This is a genomic window from Streptomyces sp. NPDC048506 (assembly GCF_040651315.1).
In the GTDB taxonomy this organism is placed as follows: Bacteria; Actinomycetota; Actinomycetes; order Streptomycetales; family Streptomycetaceae; genus Streptomyces.
Map to the genome: position 1 here is coordinate 104,320 of NZ_JBEZIX010000030.1, position 18,025 is coordinate 122,344.

General features: G+C 70.1%; 17 protein-coding genes and 1 tRNA gene. 4 read left to right on the plus strand and 14 right to left on the minus strand.

Annotation, left to right across the window (positions count from 1 at the left end; translation table 11 throughout):
* Nucleotides 1-20: 20 nt before the first annotated feature.
* The 3 genes from AB0C96_RS24425 to AB0C96_RS24435 all read right to left on the minus strand — a co-directional run bounded on the left by AB0C96_RS24425 (nucleotide 21) and on the right by AB0C96_RS24435 (nucleotide 3,728).
* The gene (locus AB0C96_RS24425; RefSeq protein ID WP_362919844.1) at nucleotides 21-2,057 is read right to left on the minus strand and encodes a beta-galactosidase; all 2,037 of its coding nucleotides are present in this window, start codon (nucleotides 2,055-2,057) and stop codon (nucleotides 21-23) included.
* 61 nt (nucleotides 2,058-2,118) lie between these two features.
* Nucleotides 2,119-2,913 (minus strand): SDR family oxidoreductase, encoded by a 795-nt coding sequence (locus AB0C96_RS24430; protein ID WP_362919845.1) that lies wholly within the window; start codon nucleotides 2,911-2,913, stop codon nucleotides 2,119-2,121.
* Between the two features lie 317 nt (nucleotides 2,914-3,230).
* A complete protein-coding gene (locus tag AB0C96_RS24435) occupies nucleotides 3,231-3,728 on the minus strand; it encodes a MarR family transcriptional regulator (protein WP_362919846.1) in 498 nt (165 codons plus the stop codon).
* A gap of 165 nt (nucleotides 3,729-3,893) precedes the next feature.
* On the opposite strand from AB0C96_RS24435, the gene AB0C96_RS24440 reads away from it, so the two are divergent.
* Together AB0C96_RS24440 and AB0C96_RS24445 are read left to right on the plus strand one after the other, a co-directional pair.
* Nucleotides 3,894-4,715, plus strand: coding sequence for a trans-aconitate 2-methyltransferase (locus AB0C96_RS24440; RefSeq protein ID WP_362919847.1), 822 nt, complete (start codon nucleotides 3,894-3,896; stop codon nucleotides 4,713-4,715).
* 56 nt (nucleotides 4,716-4,771) lie between these two features.
* Nucleotides 4,772-5,140 (plus strand): VOC family protein, encoded by a 369-nt coding sequence (locus AB0C96_RS24445; protein ID WP_362919848.1) that lies wholly within the window; start codon nucleotides 4,772-4,774, stop codon nucleotides 5,138-5,140.
* Here the strand turns inward: AB0C96_RS24445 and AB0C96_RS24450 are convergent.
* Genes AB0C96_RS24450 through AB0C96_RS24465 form a run of 4 tightly spaced genes read right to left on the minus strand, consistent with a single transcriptional unit; the run spans nucleotide 5,115 to nucleotide 7,378 of the window.
* Nucleotides 5,115-5,363 (minus strand): type II toxin-antitoxin system RelE/ParE family toxin, encoded by a 249-nt coding sequence (locus AB0C96_RS24450; RefSeq protein ID WP_362919849.1) that lies wholly within the window; start codon nucleotides 5,361-5,363, stop codon nucleotides 5,115-5,117. The genes AB0C96_RS24445 and AB0C96_RS24450 overlap by 26 nt on opposite strands.
* The gene (locus tag AB0C96_RS24455) at nucleotides 5,360-5,611 is read right to left on the minus strand and encodes a type II toxin-antitoxin system Phd/YefM family antitoxin (protein WP_362919850.1); all 252 of its coding nucleotides are present in this window, start codon (nucleotides 5,609-5,611) and stop codon (nucleotides 5,360-5,362) included. The genes AB0C96_RS24450 and AB0C96_RS24455 overlap by 4 nt, the downstream gene beginning before the upstream one ends.
* A gap of 41 nt (nucleotides 5,612-5,652) precedes the next feature.
* Nucleotides 5,653-6,342, minus strand: coding sequence for a TetR/AcrR family transcriptional regulator (locus AB0C96_RS24460; RefSeq protein ID WP_362919851.1), 690 nt, complete (start codon nucleotides 6,340-6,342; stop codon nucleotides 5,653-5,655).
* Nucleotides 6,343-6,364: 22 nt separating this feature from the next.
* Nucleotides 6,365-7,378, minus strand: a complete 1,014-nt coding sequence (locus AB0C96_RS24465; RefSeq protein ID WP_362919852.1) for a fatty acid desaturase — start codon at nucleotides 7,376-7,378, stop codon at nucleotides 6,365-6,367.
* 430 nt (nucleotides 7,379-7,808) lie between these two features.
* On the opposite strand from AB0C96_RS24465, the gene ppc reads away from it, so the two are divergent.
* Nucleotides 7,809-10,496 carry a phosphoenolpyruvate carboxylase gene (gene ppc / locus AB0C96_RS24470; RefSeq protein WP_362919867.1) on the plus strand — a complete coding sequence of 896 codons (2,688 nt, stop codon included), beginning with the start codon at nucleotides 7,809-7,811 and terminating at the stop codon, nucleotides 10,494-10,496.
* A 97-nt stretch (nucleotides 10,497-10,593) separates the two neighbouring features.
* On the opposite strand, the gene AB0C96_RS24475 is transcribed toward ppc, so the two are convergent.
* The 7 genes from AB0C96_RS24475 to AB0C96_RS24505 all read right to left on the minus strand — a co-directional run bounded on the left by AB0C96_RS24475 (nucleotide 10,594) and on the right by AB0C96_RS24505 (nucleotide 16,274).
* Nucleotides 10,594-11,118, minus strand: a complete 525-nt coding sequence (locus AB0C96_RS24475) for a hypothetical protein (protein WP_362919853.1) — start codon at nucleotides 11,116-11,118, stop codon at nucleotides 10,594-10,596.
* An 80-nt stretch (nucleotides 11,119-11,198) separates the two neighbouring features.
* Nucleotides 11,199-11,789 (minus strand): aminoacyl-tRNA hydrolase, encoded by a 591-nt coding sequence (gene pth, locus AB0C96_RS24480; RefSeq protein WP_362919854.1) that lies wholly within the window; start codon nucleotides 11,787-11,789, stop codon nucleotides 11,199-11,201.
* Nucleotides 11,790-11,894: 105 nt separating this feature from the next.
* Nucleotides 11,895-12,479 carry a 50S ribosomal protein L25/general stress protein Ctc gene (locus AB0C96_RS24485; protein ID WP_362919855.1) on the minus strand — a complete coding sequence of 195 codons (585 nt, stop codon included), beginning with the start codon at nucleotides 12,477-12,479 and terminating at the stop codon, nucleotides 11,895-11,897.
* A 192-nt stretch (nucleotides 12,480-12,671) separates the two neighbouring features.
* Nucleotides 12,672-13,646 (minus strand): ribose-phosphate diphosphokinase, encoded by a 975-nt coding sequence (locus AB0C96_RS24490; protein WP_362919856.1) that lies wholly within the window; start codon nucleotides 13,644-13,646, stop codon nucleotides 12,672-12,674.
* Nucleotides 13,647-13,739: 93 nt separating this feature from the next.
* Nucleotides 13,740-15,197, minus strand: a complete 1,458-nt coding sequence (gene glmU, locus AB0C96_RS24495; protein ID WP_362919857.1) for a bifunctional UDP-N-acetylglucosamine diphosphorylase/glucosamine-1-phosphate N-acetyltransferase GlmU — start codon at nucleotides 15,195-15,197, stop codon at nucleotides 13,740-13,742.
* Nucleotides 15,198-15,318: 121 nt separating this feature from the next.
* Nucleotides 15,319-15,390, minus strand: a tRNA-Gln gene (locus AB0C96_RS24500).
* A 29-nt stretch (nucleotides 15,391-15,419) separates the two neighbouring features.
* On the minus strand, nucleotides 15,420-16,274 hold the full coding sequence (locus AB0C96_RS24505; protein ID WP_362919858.1) for a hypothetical protein: 855 nt from the start codon (nucleotides 16,272-16,274) through the stop codon (nucleotides 15,420-15,422).
* Nucleotides 16,275-16,430: 156 nt separating this feature from the next.
* Between AB0C96_RS24505 and AB0C96_RS24510 the strand changes: the two genes are divergently transcribed.
* Complete coding sequence (locus tag AB0C96_RS24510) at nucleotides 16,431-17,846, plus strand: histidine kinase (protein ID WP_362919859.1); 1,416 nt, start codon at nucleotides 16,431-16,433, stop codon at nucleotides 17,844-17,846.
* Nucleotides 17,847-18,025 lie beyond the last annotated feature (179 nt).

An 18,025-nucleotide genomic window follows, 5' to 3' on the forward strand; every position in this document is an offset into this window, starting at 1 on the left:
TAGGGCGTGGGTCCGTCAGCTCAGGCGTCCGTCAGCACGGCCACGCCCCGGGCCGCCAGCACCACCCGGTCCACGGCCCCGGACGCCGCGTCGTCGTCCGCCGCCAGGGCATCCCGCATCGGCCCCGGCAGCCCGACCTCGACCGTCCGCGTGCCGTGGTTGAGCAGGAAGAGGTACCGCCCGCCGGCGCCCTCGCGGACGGCGGCCTGGACGCCGGCCGGCAGCCCCGGGAGGACGGGCGCCACGCCCGCCGCCTCGCGCACGTCGTCCAGCAGCGCCCGCATCAGCGCCGGTTCGAGCCGGGTGCCGACGTACCAGACGGTGCCGCGCCCGTAACCGTGCCGGGTGACGGCGGGCCGCCCGGCGAGGTCGCCGTCCGTGAAGCGGAGCAGCGCCTCGGCCCCTTCGAGGTCGATGGCCTCCGACCACAGGTCCGCCCGCCCCGCACCGGCCCCTCCCCCGAGCTCTCGGCTCCGCTCGAACAGGGTGGTACCCCCGTCGACCGCCACCGTGCGGCCGGCCTCCAGTGGCCAGAACTCCTCCACCCGCAGCCCCAGCAGCTCCCGCAGCGGTGCCGGACAGCCGCCCGGATGGACCCGGTCGTGCTCGTCGACGATGCCGGAGAAGAACGACACCAACAGCTGCCCGCCGTCGCGGACGTAGGCCGCAAGCCGCTCCGCGTCGGCCGCGGTCAGCAGGTACAGGTTCGGCGCGACGACAAGCCGGTAGCCGGACAGCTCGCGCTGCGGCGGCACCACGTCGCACGCCACGCCAGCCTCGAACAGCGGCCGGTAGTGGTCCAGCGCGATCCGGGAGTGGTCCAGTGCGGTCGACGGCTTGGAGTCCAGCTCCAGCGCCCACCAGCTGTGCCAGTCCGCCAGCAGCGCCACCTCGGCCCGCGACCGGGTCCCCTCGATGCCCGGGACCGATGCCAACTCCCGCCCCAGAGCGGTGACGTCACGGAAGACGCGGGTGTCGGTGCCGGCGTGCGGCAGCATCGCGGAGTGGAACTTCTCCGCGCCGCCCAGCGACTGCCGCCACTGGAAGTAGAGCACCGCGTCCGCACCCTGGGCGACCGCCTGCCAGCTCCACAGCCGCATCGCGCCGGGCGGCTTGGGGCCGTTGCGGGGCCGCCAGTTGACCGCGCTCGGTGCCTGTTCCAACAGCAGCCAGGGCCGGCCGCCGCGCGCCGAGCGCATCAGGTCGAAGACGTAGCCGGCGCGGACGTGGTCGTCCGGGGCGTGCGGGTCCTGGTAGAAGTCCAGCGCCATCACGTCCATGTGCGCCGACCAGGCGAAGGCGTCGACCGGCTTGTGCTGCGGCATCAGGTTGGTGGTGACCGGCACCCCGGGCGCGAGCCGGGTCAGGACCGCCTTCTCCGCGAGGTAGCAGGCGCGCAGCGCCTCGTCGCCGAAGCGCAGGTAGTCCAGCTGCTGGGCCGGGTTGGGGAAGGTGGGGGCGGTGCGCGGCGGCAGCACCTCGTCGAAGTCGCCGTAGCCTTGCGACCAGAAGGCCGTCGACCAGGCGGCGTTGAGCGCGTCGATGCTGGTGTACCGGGTGCGCAGCCAGCACCGGAAGTCCTCGGCGGAGACGTCGCAGTAGCACGCGCGGGTGTGGCAGCCGAACTCGTTGCCCACGTGCCACATGGCGAGCGCGGGGTGGTCGGCGTAGTGGGCGGCGAGCTGTTCGACGAGGCGTACCGCGTGGCTGCGGTAGACGGGGCTGGAGGGGCAGTAGTGCTGCCGGCCGCCGGGCCAGCGACGCTGCCCGTCGGGGTCCTCGGGCAGGATCTCGGGGTGCCGGTGGGAGAGCCAGGGCGGCGGCGAGGCGGTCATGGTGGCCAGGCAGACGGCGATCCCGGCGCCCGCCAGCCCGTCCATGACGCGGTCGAACCAGCCGAAGTCCCACTCCCCGGGCCGGGGTTCGACCTTCGCCCAGGAGAAGATCCCGGCGGTGACCATGGTGACGTGGGCCGCCTTCATCAGCTTCAGGTCCTCGGCCCACACCTCCTCGGGCCACTGCTCGGGGTTGTAGTCGCCGCCGAAATGGATGCCCATGGATTCCCCTACGGATCGAAGCTCGGGCGGGCGCGGTGGCCCGCCGTCAGCAGGCCCAGGCTCATGAAGAGTTCTTGTACACGCTCCAGCCGCCGTCCACGACGAGGCTCGCGCCGGTGACGAACGACGCCTCGGCGGAGAGCAGGAAGGCGATGGCGGCGGCGATCTCCTCGGGCCGCCCCAGCCGCCGCGCGGCCGTCTCCGCCGCGCTGGCCTGGCGCTGCTGCTCGCTGATGCCCTCCCAGGCCGCGGTGAGCACGGGGCCCGGCAGCACGCTGTTGACGCGCACCTCCGGCCCGTATTCGACGGCCAGTTGACGCCCCAGACCGGTCAGTCCGGCCTTGGCGGCGGCGTAGGCGGGCCGCCCCGGCATCCCCACCAGCGCGTGCACCGACGAGGTCAGCACCACCGCCCCGCCGCGGGCCCGCAGATCCGGCAGGGCCGCGCGGACGCCGAGGAAGGAGCCGGTCAGATTGACCGCGAGCTGCCGGTCCCAGTCCGCCAGCGCGGTCTCGCCGGCGGCCGCCATATAGGGCAGGTAGGCGTTGCTGACCAGCCCGTCCACCGGGCCGTAGCGCTGTCGCGCGGCCTCGACCGCCCGCTGCCAGTCGCCCTCGCCGGCCACGTCGCAGTGCTCGTAGGAGGCCCGGCCACCGGAGGCGCGGATGCGTCGTGCGAGGTGCTCGCCGCGCTCGTCGTCGATGTCCAGCAACAGGACACCGGCGCCCTCGGCGGCCAGCCGGTGCGCGGTGGCCGCCCCGATCCCGGCGGCGGCCCCGGTCACCAGGACCGTACGGCCCTCGAACCGCCTGCCGTACGGGCCGTTCGGCGGGCGCGGTGCGTGCTGCTGGCTCATGGCGCGATCCAAGTGCACGAGGCGAGCGGCGGGCAAGGGGACATGGTGTGGGAGGGGCGTACGGACGTTCTGGGGGCGTGCGAGGTTTATCTGTGCGCCCCTAGATACGGCGTGCGTGAACTCGCCGCGCGCCGTTGCGAAGCCTCGGCGGGAGGTGCGCACCTCCGGCGCTCGACCTCGACCGACAGCGCCCGCGCCGTCCGCCCCGGGAGTGCGCGCCCCTCCGCCGCCTCGGAAAGTTTTCCCGCCGCTGCCCGTCGGGACGGCCGTGTGCCGGGGCGGGGCGCTGTCCATCGCCTACCCGGCGCGGCGCCCGACTACCCCGGGATGTTGTCGAACGGGCCGGTCAACCGCCGCAGCAGTCCGGCCAGTTCACTGCGCTGGTCGCGGGAGAGCTCGGCGAGGATGGCGCGCTCCTGCGCCAGCAGGCCGGCCAGCGACTGGTCGGCCTTGTCCCGGCCCTCGGCGGTCAGCCTGACCAGCACGCCTCGTCGGTCGCTGGGGTCGGGCAGCCGCTCGACCAGGTCCTTCTTGGCCAGCCGGTCGATGCGGTTGGTCATCGTCCCGGAGGTGACCAGCGTCTGGGTCAGCAGCGCCCCCGGGGAGAGCTGGTACGGCGCCCCGGCGCGGCGCAGCGCCGTCAGCACGTCGAACTCCCAGGGCTCCAGCCCCACCTCGGCGAACGCGATGCGGCGGGCCCGGTCGAGGTGCCTGGCCAGCCTGGACACGCGGCTGAGGACCTCAAGTGGTTCCACGTCGAGGTCCGGGCGCTCGCGGCGCCATGCAGCAACCAGTCGGTCGACCTCGTCCTCCATGACGATCAGTGTAGAGGGTCTGTCGACATGAAGTCTCTTGACGTCGAGATATATTTGGCTGGACTATTGGGCATCGTCGGCGGAGGTTCGGTTTCCGGCCGCGACGGCCCGAACCAGACCGTGCCAGCTTTGTGTCAGCCCTGCACCAGCAGAGGGGTTCAGAACATGCACGACGCACCAACCTGGGATCCGCAGCAGTACCTCCGCCACTCCGGGCACCGCACCCGCCCCTTCCACGACCTGCTCGCCCGGATACCAGAACTCCCCGTGCAGGGTCGCCCCGCCCGCATCGGCGACCTCGGCTGCGGACCCGGCAACGTCACCGCCGAACTCGCCGCCCGCTGGCCCGACGCGCACATCACCGGATACGACAACTCCGCGGAGATGCTCAAGGAAGCCGAGACCCACGCCGGCCCCACCCCCGGAGGCGGCCACCTCGACTTCGCACCGGCCGACGCCGGCGACTGGGACCCCGATGAGCGGTACGACCTGATCGTCTCCAACGCAGCACTTCAGTGGGTCCCCAACCACCCCGAATCCTTCGCCCGCTGGATCGACGCCGTCACTCCCAGCGGCACCTTCGCCTTCCAGGTCCCCGGCAACTTCACCTCGCCCAGCCACGCCCTCCTCGGCGAACTGTGCGACTCCCCCCAGTGGCGCGAGCGCCTCGCCCCCCACGGCCGGCGCTTCGTCCACATCCTCGAACCCGCCGACTACCTCGAACGCCTCATCGACCTGGGCTGCGACACCGACGTCTGGGAAACCACCTACGTCCAGCTGCTGCACGGTGAGGACCCGGTCCTCGACTGGGTCAAGGGCACCGCGCTGCGCCCCGTCCTGACCATCCTGGAGGACGATCCACCCGCCCAGGAGGCCTTCCTGGCCGAGTACCGGGACGCCCTCCGCAAGGCCTATCCGCCCGGCCGCCACGGCACGGTCTTCCCGTTCCGCCGCATCTTCGCCGTGGCCCGAAAACCCGCCCACTGATCCGTGGCACCGATACCGACCCCGACACCCCGCAGCCCCGCTACGAGGTGACCGCCGTGATCACCGGCCTCGACCACGTCCAGCTCGCCGCGCAGCCCGGGACCGAAGACGCCCTACGGGCCTTCTACGGGGGCCTCCTCGGCCTGACGGAGATCCCCGAACCCCCGGCGCTCGCACCGCGCGGCGGCTGCTGGTTCGAGGCCGGCCCGGCCCAACTCCACCTGGGCATCGACCCCGACCACCACCCCTCGGCGAAGGCCCACCTCGGCCTGCGGGTCCACGGCCTCGCCGCCCGCCTGACCGCCGCGGGTGCCCCCGTCACCTGGGACGACGACCTCCCGGGCCGCTGCTACACCGTCGACCCGGCGGGGAACCGGCTGGAGCTCCTGGAGCCGGTGCTCAGGGCGTCCGGCCCAGATGGGTGACGAGGATGCGGATCACGTCGTCGTCGATCAAGTAGAGAACACGGTAGGGCCCCACGCGGAGGCGCCGGGCCTGCGACCCGTACGCGGCGGAGCCGGTGGGCCGTGGAGTTTCGGCGAGCGCGTCGACGGCTTCGTAGACGGCTGCCAGGCCCGTCGGGTCGTCCTTGAGGAAACGCACGGCCGCGTGCGTAGCGCCCGGTTCCCAGATGATGCGATAGGTCACGGGCGCAGCCCCAGCATGCGTCCGACCTCCTCGTGCGGGATGCCCTCGTCCAGTGCGCCCTCGGCCTTGCGTCGCTGGTAGTCGGCGATTGCCAGGGCGTCTTCGAGATCCTCTATGACGTGCGGTGATACGAGGAGAGCGGCGACGTGGCCGTGGTCGGTGAGGGCGATGGTCTCGCGGCTGTGGGCCGCGCGGCGGACGAGGTCGCCGAGCTGGGAGCGGGCGGCGCTGATGGCAATCTCAGTCATGCACACATGGTCCCACAAGATTAATCTTGTGGTCCATCGGTTCAGTTCTTGCGGTGCCCTATCAAGCGCGGCTTCTGCTCCAGACCGTCCAGGCCGTGCCAGGCCAGATTGACGAGGTGGGCGGCGACCTCGGCCTTCTTCGGCTTGCGGACGTCGAGCCACCACTGGCCGGTCAGCGCGACCATGCCCACCAGGGCCTGGGCGTACAGCGGGGCCAGCTTCGGGTCGAAGCCGCGGGCCTTGAACTCCAGGCCGAGGATGTCCTCGACCTGGGTCGCGATATCGCTGATGAGCGACGCGAACGTACCCGTGGACTGGGCCACCGGGGAGTCCCGGACCAGGATGCGGAAACCGTCCGTGTACCTCTCGATGTAGTCCAGCAGCGCGAACGCGGCCTGTTCGAGGAGCTCACGGGGGTGGCCGGCGGTCAGTGCACCGGTCACCATGTCCAACAGCTGACGCATCTCGCGGTCCACGACCACCGCGTACAGGCCTTCCTTGCCGCCGAAGTGCTCGTAGACGACGGGCTTGGACACCCCCGCCTTCGCGGCGATCTCCTCGACCGACGTGCCCTCGAAGCCGCGTTCGGCGAACAGGGTGCGACCGATGTCCAGCAGCTGCTCCCGGCGCTCGGCACCGGTCATCCGGACCCTGCGGGCCCGCCGGGTACCCGCGGCCGGGGAAGGCTTGCCCTTGCTGTTGCCTGCGCTGCTGCTGTTCTCGATCGCCACCCGTCAATGATGCCCTCCCCGGCTACCCCCGGGCGGCATCCGCGGTCACGGCCGCCTCCTTGCGCCGGGCGTCGATACGGGACGCGTTCGGCCACCGGACGTCGTACGCCCAGCCCGCCTTCTCGAACCAGCGGATCAGACGGGCACTGGAGTCGAGCTGCCCCTTCAGCACACCGTGCCGGGCGGAGGTGGGGTCCGCGTGGTGCAGGTTGTGCCAGGACTCGCCGCAGGAGAGCACCGCGAGCCACCACACGTTGCCGGAGCGGTCACGGGACTTGAAGGGACGCTTGCCGACCGCATGGCAGATGGAGTTGATCGACCACGTGACGTGATGGAGCAGCGCCACCCGGACCAGGGACCCCCAGAAGAAGGCGGTCAGCGCACCCTGCCACGACCAGGTGACCAGACCGCCCACCAGCGGCGGGATCAGCAGCGACACCGTCGTCCACAGGACGAACTGGCGGGAGACCATGCGGATCGCGTCGTCCTTGATCAGATCCGGTGCGTACTTCTGCTGCGGGGTCTGCTCCTCGTCGAACATCCATCCGATGTGCGCCCACCACAGGCCCTTCATCAGGGCCGGCACCGTCTCACCGAAACGCCACGGCGAGTGCGGGTCGCCCTCGCCGTCGGAGAACTTGTGGTGCTTGCGGTGATCGGCCACCCAGCGCACCAGCGGGCCCTCCACGGCCAGCGAACCCATGATCGCCAGCGCGATCCGCAGCGGCCGCTTCGCCTTGAACGCACCATGCGTGAAGTAGCGGTGGAAGCCGATCGTGATGCCGTGGCAACCGATGAAGTACATCGCCGTCATCAGGGCGAGATCCAGCCAGCTCACCCCCCAACCCCAGGCCAGCGGCACCGCGGCCACCAGCGCCACGAACGGGACGGTGATGAAGAGCAGGAGCGTGATCTGTTCGAGCGACCTGCGCTGTTCGCCACCCAGCGTGGCGGACGGCACCGCGGCGCCCTCCGCGCACGCGGGCGAATCAGCGGAAATCGGTGGATCTTCTACGGCTTCGGAACCAGCGGTCATGGTGTCCCTCGTCGGGGGCTCGGGGGCACGGCTACGGCTACGGGACCGTAACCTACGGTCTCGTAAGTATGGCAGCGTGACCGTCACGGGCAAGGCTGTGACAGGCCCCACACCCCCCGCCGCGCAACCCGGATGCCCACCCACCGGACGGTGTGATCCGCCGAGACGGGGCAGACCTATCCTGGGGGCGTCGGACAGCGCGGTCCGCAACCCGCCCGCATCAGACCTGCCCACCTCCCCCAGCCCACGCTGGGTGGGAGTGCCCCCAGAGACAGCTGGGGGAGTACCAGCCGCCACCGCCCTCCGACGAGTCGCGGTGCGACGTCCCTGACCGTTGCAAGGAGCCGCACCAGTGAGCAGTGCCGACAACACCCCCGCCGAGCTCGCCGCCACCGACGCCCCCGAGACCGGCGCCGGCGGCAACACCGCCCTGCGCGCCGACATCCGCCGCCTCGGCGACCTCCTCGGCGAGACCCTCGTCCGGCAGGAAGGCCCGGACCTCCTCGACCTCGTCGAGCAGGTCCGCGCCCTGACCCGCTCCGACGGCGAAGCCGCGGCCCGCCTCCTCGGCGACACCGACCTGGCCACCGCCGCCAAGCTGGTACGCGCCTTCTCCACGTACTTCCACCTCGCCAACGTCACCGAGCAGGTCCACCGCGGCCGCGAACTGCGCGCCCGGCGGGCCGCCGAGGGCGGCATCCTCGCCCGCACCGCCGACATGCTCAAGGACGCCGACCCCGAGCACCTCCGGGAGACCGCCGCCAACCTCGGCGTCCGCCCCGTCTTCACCGCCCACCCCACCGAGGCCGCCCGCCGCTCGGTGCTCACCAAGCTCCGCAAGGTCGCCGAGCTGCTCGACCGCACCGACCCCGCCGAGCGCCGCCGCGCCGACCTCCGCCTCGCCGAGAGCATCGACCTGATCTGGCAGACCGACGAGCTCCGGGTCGCCCGCCCCGAGCCCACCGACGAGGCCCGCAACGCCATCTACTACCTCGACGAACTGGGCCGCGGCGCCGTCGGCGACGTCCTCGAAGACCTCGCCGCCGAACTGGAACGGGCCGGCACCAAGCTGCCCGCCGGCACCCGCCCGCTCACCTTCGGCACCTGGATCGGCGGCGACCGCGACGGCAACCCCAACGTCACCCCCCAGGTCACCTGGGACGTCCTGATCCTCCAGCACGAACACGGCATCACCGACGCCCTCGAACACGTCGACGAGCTGCGCGGCGCCCTCTCCAACTCCATCCGCAACTGCGGCGCCACCGACGAACTCCTCGCCTCCCTCCAGCGGGACCTCGACCTCCTCCCCGAGATCAGCCCCCGCTACAAGCGGCTCAACAGCGAAGAGCCCTACCGCCTCAAGGCCACCTGCATCCGCCAGAAGCTCGTCAACACCCGCGACCGCCTGGCGAACGACACCCCCCACGTCCCCGGCCGCGACTACCTGGGCACCAACGAGCTCCTCGAAGACCTCACCCTCATCCAGACCTCGCTGCGCGAACACCGCGGCGGCCTGATCGCCGACGGCCGACTGGAACGCACCCTGCGCACCATCTCCGCCTTCGGCCTCCAGCTCGCCACCATGGACATCCGCGAGCACGCCGACGCCCACCACCACGCCCTCGGCCAGCTCTTCGACCGACTCGGCGAAGAATCCTGGCGCTACGTCGACATGCCCCGCGACTACCGCCGCAAGCTCCTGGCCAAGGAACTCCGCTCCCGCCGCCCGCTGGCCCCCACCCCGCCGCCCCTCGACGCGGCCGGCGCCAAGACCCTCGGCGTCTTCCGCACCATCCTCGACGCCAAGCGGACCTTCGGCCCCGAGGTCATCGAGTCCTACATCATCTCCATGTGCCAGGGCTCCGACGACGTCTTCGCCGCCGCCGTCCTCGCCCGCGAAGCCGGCCTGATCGACCTGCACGCCGGCTGGGCCAAGATCGGCATCGTCCCCCTCCTGGAGACCACCGACGAGCTGAAGATCGCCGACCGGCTCCTCGACGAAATGCTCTCCGACCCCTCCTACCGACGCCTGGTCTCCCTGCGCGGCGACGTCCAGGAAGTCATGCTGGGCTACTCCGACTCCTCCAAGTTCGGCGGCATCACCACCAGCCAGTGGGAGATCCACCGCGCCCAGCGCCTGCTCCGCGACGTCGCCCACCGACACGGCGTACGACTCCGCCTCTTCCACGGCCGCGGCGGCACCGTCGGCCGCGGCGGCGGCCCCTCCCATGACGCCATCCTCGCCCAGCCCTACGGCACCCTGGAAGGCGAGATCAAGGTCACCGAACAGGGCGAAGTCATCTCCGACAAGTACCTCGTGCCGTCACTGGCCCGGGAGAACCTGGAACTGACCGTCGCCGCCACCCTCCAGGCCTCCGCCCTGCACACCGCCCCCCGCCAGTCCGACGAGGCCCTCGCCCGCTGGGACGCGGCCATGGAAACCGTCTCCGACGCCGCCCACGGCGCCTACCGCCGCCTCGTCGAAGACCCCGACCTGCCCGCGTACTTCTTCGCCTCCACCCCCGTCGACCAGCTCGCCGAACTCCACCTCGGCTCCCGCCCGTCCCGCCGCCCCGACTCCGGCGCCGGCCTCGACGGACTCCGGGCCATCCCCTGGGTCTTCGGCTGGACCCAGTCCCGCCAGATCGTCCCCGGCTGGTTCGGCGTCGGCACCGGCCTCAAGGCCGCCCGCGAAGCCGGACTCGACACCGTCCTCGACGAGATGCACGAGCACTGGCACTTCTTCCGCAACTTCCTGTCCAACGTCGAGATGACCCTCGCCAAGACCGACCTGCGGATCGCCCAGCACTACGTCGACACCCTCGTCCCCGACGAGCTCAAGCACGTCTTCGACGTCATCAAGGCCGAACACGAACTCACCGTCGCCGAGGTCCTGCGCATCACCGGGGAAGCCGAACTCCTCGACGCCAGCCCCGTGCTCAAGCAGACCTTCCACATCCGCGACGCCTACCTCGACCCGATCTCCTACCTCCAGGTCTCCCTGCTGCACCGCCAGCGCACCGCCGCCGAACGCGGCGAAGAACCCGACCCGGTCCTCGCCCGCGCCCTGCTCCTCACCGTCAACGGAGTCGCCGCCGGCCTGCGCAACACCGGCTGACCCCACCCCCACCCACACACGGCGGCGGCCGGCTCCCACACCAGGAGCCGGCCGCCGCCGCACATCTCACCCCACCCGACGCACCCGGAACACGGGCCTACATCGCCGCGAACGCCGCCCCCAACAACGCCGCCCCCAACAACCCCATCACCCACGCCGTACGCCGCAGCCGCATCCCCCCGGCCACCACCAACGCCGCCAGCAACAACGACCCCGCGAACGGCACCCAGGCATGCAGCACCCCGGCCAACCCGGTCCGCACCGCCTGCGCCGTCCCCGGCTTCAACACCACCTCGACCCGCTCGCCCTTCTCCGGAGCCGCCGCCTTCGCGACCGACACCTTCGGCCGCGGCCGACCCGCCCCCGCCGACGGCACATAAGGGCCCGTACACCGCTCGCCCGCACACGCCGACACCGTCATCGTGCCGCGCTCCTTGACCCCGATGAGCATCGCGTACCGCGCCGTGTCCCACGACGTCCACACCCCCGCCACCAACAGGAGCAACGCCAACAGGCCCATCAACCCCATCCGGGCGACGAGCAGCGCCCCGTAGGCGCTCTCACCGACCCGCCGGGTACGACTCCGCCTGACCGAACTGGTGCGCGTACTGCTTCTGGGCATGGCCGCGATCCTTGGCCATCCACCAGCGCCCGGTCAACCTCCGGCAACCGTTCGTCAGCCCCTGACCCCCGCTGCCCCATTCACGTGTTGTACGTACTCTGCGCCCGTTCCAGACCATCCACGACCAACGTCTCCACCGCATCCGCAGCACGGTCCACGAAGTAGTCCAACTCCCGCCGCTCCGCGGACGAGAAATCCTTCAGCACGAAATCCGCCACCTGCATACGACCCGGCGGACGCCCGATCCCGAACCGCACCCGGTGATACTCCGCACCCAACGACTTCGTGATCGACTTCAGACCGTTGTGACCGTTGTCACCGCCGCCCACCTTCAGCCGCAGCGCACCGTAATCGATGTCCAACTCATCATGAATCGCAACGACATGGGACACCGGCACCTTGTAGAAATCCCGCAGCGCCGTCACCGGCCCACCCGACAGATTCATGAACGACAACGGCTTCGCCACCACCACCCGACGACCACCCGGCCCCGGCGCACCGAACCGCCCCTCCACCACCTGCGCCCGCGCCTTGTGCGCCTTGAAACGGCCACCCATGCGCTCGGCCAACAGATCCGCCACCATAAAACCCACATTGTGGCGATTGCCCGCGTACTCCGGCCCGGGATTACCCAGCCCGACCACGAGCCAGGGCTGCTCTGCATCCGTCATCCGTGCGTCTCCCACATCTCTACGAAACAGTCCAACCGCCACCCCGCACCCAAAGGCGCGCGGCAGCGGTTGGACAGTGTCTTACCAGGGTGAGGCAAACCGGGCTCAGGCCTCGGCGGCCTCTTCGCCCTCGCCCTCGGCCGGAGCCTCGGCCTGCGCGGAGACGACCTGAAGCACGACCGCGTCCTCCTCAACGGCCAGCGACGCGCCGGACGGCAGCACGATGTCCTTCGCCAGCACCGAGTGACCGGCGTCCAGACCCGCGATGGAGACCGTGACCGCCTCCGGGATGTGGGTCGCCTCGGCCTCGATCGGCAGGGCGTTCAGCACGTGCTCCAGCAGGTTGCCGCCCGCGGCCAGCTCACCCTCGGTGTGGATCGGCACCTCGACGGTGACCTTCTCGCCGCGCTTGACGGCCAGGAAGTCCACGTGCACCAGGAAGCCACGGATGGCCTCACGCTGCACGGCCTTGGGGATGACCAGCTCGCTCTTGCCGTCGATGTCCAGGGCGATCAGGACGTTCGGGGTCTTGAGGGCCATCATCAGCGCGTGGCTGTCGACCGCCACGTGCTTCGGCTCCGCACCGTGACCGTAGACGACCGCCGGAACCTTGTTGTCACGACGGGTCTGACGGGCAGCGCCCTTACCGAAGTTCGTACGCACCTCAGCGGCAAGCTTGACCTCAGCCATAACTGCACTCCTCGCATCTCAACCAGATATGTCGGGCGTCACCCGGCCCACGACAGACCTGCTACGAAGAGCGCGTCGATAACGGACCGCCGTACCCCCAAACAGGGGACGGCCTCCCTCGCCGAGCAACTCCGTGAGTCTACCCGGCGGCGGGAGGCCGCCCCAAGTCGATCAATCAGCCAGCGACGAAGCTCACTGCTCCTCGAACAGGCTGGTCACCGAACCGTCCTCGAAGACCTCGCGGATCGCCCGCGCAATCGTCGGCGCCATCGACAACACCGTGATCTTGTCCAGCTCCAGCTCCGAAGGCGTCGGCAGCGTATTCGTGAACACGAACTCGCTCACCTTCGAATTCTTCAGCCGGTCCGCCGCCGGACCCGACAGCACACCGTGCGTCGCCGTCACGATCACGTCCGCCGCACCATTCGCGAACAGCGCATCCGCCGCCGCACAGATCGTGCCGCCGGTGTCGATCATGTCGTCGACCAGGACACACACCCGGCCCTTCACATCACCGACCACCTCGTGCACCGTGACCTGATTCGCCACGTCCTTGTCACGCCGCTTGTGCACGATCGCCAGCGGCGCACCCAGACGGTCGCACCAGCGGTCCGCCACCCGCACCCGACCCGCATCCGGCGAAACCACCGTCAGCTTCTCGCGGTCCACCTTCGCGCCCACGTAATCCGCCAGCACCGGCAGCGCGAAAAGGTGATCCACCGGACCGTCGAAGAAGCCCATGATCTGGTCCGTGTGCAGATCGACCGTCACCACACGATCCGCACCCGCGGTCTTCATCAAATCCGCGATCAGCCGCGCCGAAATCGGCTCACGACCACGGTGCTTCTTGTCCTGCCGGGCATAGCCGTAGAACGGAACGATCAGCGAGATGCTACGAGCCGAAGCCCGCTTCAGCGCATCAATCATGATCAGCTGTTCCATGATCCACTTATTGATCGGAGCCGTGTGGCTCTGGATCAAAAAGCAATCCGCACCACGCGCCGACTCCTGATAGCGGACATAGATCTCACCGTTGGCGAAGTCAAAAGCCTTCGTCGGGACCAGCCCCACACCCAGCTGATGCGCGACCTCCTCCGCCAGCTCGGGGTGGGCGCGGCCGGAGAAGAGCATCAGCTTCTTCTCGCCGGTCGTCTTGATCCCGGTCACAGCAAATCTCCTCGAATCACAGTTTGCGTGCGCTCATCACGGTACGCCCCGCACGGCGCACCCTCCCCCAGCTGACGCTGGGAGACATCACGATCACTGCTCGCCCTCGGGCTCCCGGCGAGCAGCCGCAGCAGCCTGCGCGGCGGCACTTCCAGGCCGCTTACGCGCGACCCAACCCTCGATATTCCGCTGCTGGCCACGCGCGACCGCCAGCGAACCCGGGGGCACATCCTTGGTGATGACCGAGCCGGCCGCGGTATAAGCGCCGTCCCCGATCGTGACAGGAGCCACAAACATGTTGTCCGACCCCGTCCTGCAATGTGAACCGACGGTCGTGTGGTGCTTCGCCTCACCGTCATAATTCACGAACACGCTCGCCGCGCCAATATTGGTGAACTCGCCGATCGTCGCATCCCCCACATACGAGAGATGCGGCACCTTCGTGCCTTCCCCGATCGAGGCGTTCTTCATCTCCACGTACGCCCCGGCCTTCGACTTCGGGCCAAGATCCGTCCCCGGACGCAGATACGCATACGGGCCCACATTCGCCCCCGCACCAATGCGTGCACCCTCGGCCACCGTGAACGACACCACCGCATCCGCACCCACCGACGTATCCGTCAGCCGCGAATGCGGACCCACCTCGGCACCGGCCGCCACCTGCGTCGCGCCCAGCAGCTGCGTCCCCGGGTGCACCGTGACGTCCTGCTCGAACGACACCGACACATCCACGAACGTCGACGCCGGATCGACCACCGTCACGCCCGCCAGCATCGCCCGCTCCAGCAACCGCGCATTCAGCAGCCCACGCGCCTGGGCCAACTGCACCCGGTTGTTGATCCCCAGGATCTCCCGGTGATCACCGGCAACCGCCGCACCCACCCGGTGCCCGGCCTCCCGCACGATGCCCAGCACGTCCGTCAGGTACTCCTCGCCCTGACTGTTGTCCGTCCGCACCTTGCCCAGCGCGTCCACCAGCAACCGGGCGTCGAACGCGAAGACCCCCGAGTTGATCTCCCGGATCGCCCGCTGCGCGTCCGACGCGTCCTTGTGCTCGACGATCGCGGTCACGGCACCGCTCGCGTGGTCCCGCACGATGCGCCCGTAGCCGGTCGCGTCCGGCACCTCGGCGGACAGCACGGTGACCGCGTTGCCGTCCGCGGAGTGCACCGCACCCAGCCGCTGGAGGGTCTCGCCGGTCAGCAGCGGCGTATCACCGCAGACCACGATCACGGTGCCGTCCAGCGCGACACCGCCGTTGCTCAGCTCCTCCAGCGCCGTGCGCACGGCGTGGCCGGTGCCCTTCTGCTCGTGCTGCACGGCGGTGCGCACGTCCGGGTCGATCTCGGAGAGATGGGCCTGCACCTGCTCACGGGCATGGCCGACGACCACGACGAGGTGCTCGGGGTCCAGCTCACGGGAGGCGGCCACGACGTGTCCGACGAGGGACCGGCCGCAGAGGGTGTGCAGGACCTTGGGGGTCGCCGACTTCATGCGGGTTCCCTCACCCGCTGCGAGAACGACGACGGCTGCCGGGCGGTTGGCGCTCACGGGGATGCCCTTCGGCTTCTTGGCTACTTCGGGTGGTGGTCACCCGAAGGATACCGGGGCGTATTGCGACCGAAACGACGGCGGGTCCTGATCTTGCGATCAGGACCCGAACTTTGCTCTGCTCCCCTGCCAGGACTCGAACCCGGACATAAGGCACCAAAAGCCTCAGTGCTGCCAATTACACCACAGGGGATAGTGAAGCGATCCAAGCCGGACATTCCGTCAGGCTGGCCGCTTGGCACCCAACACTATGCCGTACCACCAGCCTTCGATGCGACGGTATAGCTCTGCACTTTGTAGCACCCTGATCACCAGGCAGCCGCGGTAGCCCTCGCCGACGTTCTTGCGGGTGGTCTTGGGGTTGTGCTTCTTGAGCGTGGTCCTCTGGAGCGTGGCGGCGTCGACGCCGACGAGCTGGGCCCAGTAGCGCTCGGCCGCCGCGACATCGGCGCTCTCATGGATCATGACCCGGAAGGTCACTCGCTCCGGCTCCACGCCGAGTAGGCGCAGCCAGGCCTGAAAGGTCTGAATGACGCCGGGGTCGCTGTTGACGAAGTTCACGCTTTCCCGCCGGTCGTACGCCTTGCTCTTGGCGCCCTCGGCCCAGTACAGGGCGACCCCGGCGAGGAACAGCTCCCGGTCGGTGAGCTCGCCGATCTCTCCGGTTGCCGTTGCCCTGGTCTGCCGAATCGCTCTGTCCCGCGCTGCGCGGTACGGCGCCCACCGTGCCTCACGCATCTGGTGCATGGCTTCCGGGGACTTCCGGGGCTTGGGCAGGTCGCGGACCCAGAGGGAGACCGAGCTCTTGGATACGCCCAGCTCCGCCACGATTTCGTCGTAGGTCTTCCCTGTGAGTCGCAGCTCGCGTGCTTTCTCCCGGAGGTCGTCCTTGGCGTTCGGGCGCTTGGTCCACTCGGGAGGCGGCTCGCCCTCCAGGAGGTGGGTCAATGCGGCACTGGTGAGGGGTGTGCCCAGTCGGTCGCGGATCTGGCGGCGGCTGAGGCCGGCGCGGCGGAGGGCGACCGCCTGGGGGCGTAACGATGCGTAGTCCGGGTGTTCTCGATGCGTGTTCGGCATGGGAACAGGATGTCGGTTGCGTATGCGGGAAAGTATCGAAAATGTGGGCGATTCAACACTTCGAGGGATAACCGGCGGTAACGACTGGTAATGGGTCAGAACCGCGCTTGGGAACTGGTCGGGGGAACCGGGGTGGGCGCCCGTACGCTGGTCGGTATGACCACGACGGGGGCAAGTGAAGGTGTGGGCGCGCGGGGTGCGCCGGTGACGGGGCCGTGGTGGTGGGCCCGCCGGCGGAGTGCCGTACTGGATGTGGCGCTGGCGGTGGCTTCCGCCATGGAGTGCGTCTTCGAGGGCGCGCGGTTTGCGCAGGAGGCGCACCTGCCGGAGCTGCTCGGCGTATTGCTGGGGCTGCTGGTGGGGCCGGTGTTGCTGGTGCGGCGTCGGTGGCCCGTGGTGGTGGTGCTGGTTTCGATAGCGGTGATGCCTGCCGAGATGGGCGGGCTGTTGAGCGTGGTGGGGCTGTACACGCTCGCCGCGTCGGACCTGCCGCGTCGGATCACGGCGTTGCTGGCGGGGATGACGGTGATGGGGACGTTGGTGACGACGTTCCTCAGCCTGCGGCAGGACGTGGCGGCGCAGGAGGACTTCAATCCCCCGGTGTGGTTCGTGCCGGTGATGTCGCTCGCGTTGGGGCTGGTGCTGACGGCGCCGCCGGTGTTGTGGGGCCTGTACATCGGGGCGCGGCGGCGACTGGTGGAGTCCTTGCGGGAGCGGGCGGACGGTCTGGAGCGCGAGCTGTCGCTGCTGGCGGACCGGGCGGAGGAGCGGGCCGAGTGGGCCCGTAACGAGGAGCGGACCCGGATAGCGCGGGAGATGCACGACGTGGTGGCGCACCGGGTGAGTCTGATGGTGGTGCATGCGGCCGCGCTCCAGGCGGTGGCGTTGAAGGACCCGGAGAAGGCGTCGAAGAACGCGGCGCTGGTCGGCGACATGGGGCGCCAGGCGCTGACGGAGCTACGGGAGATGCTGGGGGTGCTGCGGACGGCCGAGGGGGCGGCGGGGCGCGGCACTTCGGGGTCGGATGCGCCGGAGCGGTTGGCGGCGGTGGCGTCGCGGGTGCGGGCGAACGCGGAGGCGCAGTCGGCGGCTGTGGCCGCGGAGGCGCGGTCGTCGGCGTCCGGGGCGGATGCGGACGGGGACGGGCCGTGTCTGGCCGATCTGGGGGATCTGGTGGGCCAGTCCCGGGCGGCCGGGATGGTGGTGGATCTGTCGGTGCACGGGGCCGCGGAGGGGGAGGTGGCCGGCGGTGCCGGGCGTCGGTATGCGGCGCGGGTGGAGCAGACGGTGTACCGGGTGGTCCAGGAGGCGCTGACGAACGTGCACAAGCATGCGCCGGGGGCGCGGGCGCGGGTGCGGTTGGCGCATCGGGACGGTGAGCTCGCGGTGCAGGTGGAGAACGGCCCGCGCGAGGGCGATCCGGCGTCGGCGGGGCTGCCGAGCGGCGGCAACGGGCTGGTCGGGATGCGGGAGCGGGTGACGGAGCTCGGGGGCGTGTTCGTCTCGGGGCCTACGGAGGCGGGCGGTTTCCGGGTCTCGGCGGTTGTTCCGGCCGCCCACGTTGTCGGCTGACCCGCCGTGGGGGTTGCTGTTCTTCTTCTTTTCGCCTTCGGCGGAGGGGTTTGTTGGGGTGGGGCCCTGGGTGTGTGGTGGGTGGCGGGGGCGGTCCTGCGGGGGTGGGTTTCCGGACTGCTTCGCTTTACGTCCGGAAACCCACAAAAAAGGAGTGCGGGGGGTAGGGGTAGAGTGTG